General features: G+C 78.7%; 2 pseudogenes. Both read left to right on the top strand.

The window, feature by feature from the left end:
- Positions 1-130 (top strand): annotated as a pseudogene (locus tag J7E93_RS37085) (ABC transporter ATP-binding protein); the annotation flags it as partial.
- Positions 112-672: pseudogene (locus J7E93_RS16105) on the top strand (hypothetical protein); the annotation flags it as partial. The pseudogenes J7E93_RS37085 and J7E93_RS16105, both read left to right, overlap by 19 nt.

Here is a 672-nt window from a genome sequence, read left to right as displayed (position 1 = left end):
CGCCACCCACGACACCGAGGTCGCCGACCTCGCCGACCGCACGGTCGCCCTGCTCGACGGGCGCCGGGTCGGCGCGGCGGCGCCGACGACCGGGGCGGAGGGCGTCGCCGCGTGCTCGCTCTCCGTCTAGTCCGCGGAACCCACCCCCTCGTCCTGCTGCGGCGGCTCCTGGTCGCCGCGGCGGCCGCGGGGGTCGGCTTTCTGCTGCTGTGCACGCTCGGGTACGCCGTGGGGCATCCCGCCCACTCGGCCGCCGCGACCGCGCGCCTGCTGTGGTGCCTGATCCCGCTCGCGGCGACCGTGCACTTCGCGGTCGCCGTGGCCCGTACGGATCCCAGCACCCGGCCCCGGCCCGGTCTCTCCGCGATCGGACTCGGCCCGGCCCGGCTCACCGCGGTCGCCGCGGCCTCCACGGCGGTCTCCTGCACGCTCGGCTCGATGCTCGCGCTGCTGTTCTACCTGCACCTGCGCGGGGACATCACCGGGCTGCCCTTCGACGGGGCGGCCGCCGAACTGCTCGCCGCGGACCAGCCGATCCCGCTCGCCGCCGCTCTCACCCTCCTCGCGATCCTGCCGGTGGCCGCCTCCACGGCCGCCGCGCTCGCCCTGCGGCCGAGGAAGCCCGCCGCCGCCGAGGGCGCGGCGCGGCCGGCGCCCTCCGGCCTGCCGTGG

Origin of the sequence: Streptomyces sp. ISL-36 (assembly GCF_018614205.1) — a bacterium.
Lineage (GTDB): Bacteria > Actinomycetota > Actinomycetes > Streptomycetales > Streptomycetaceae > Streptomyces.
This window is presented reverse-complemented; position numbering and strand designations above follow the sequence as displayed.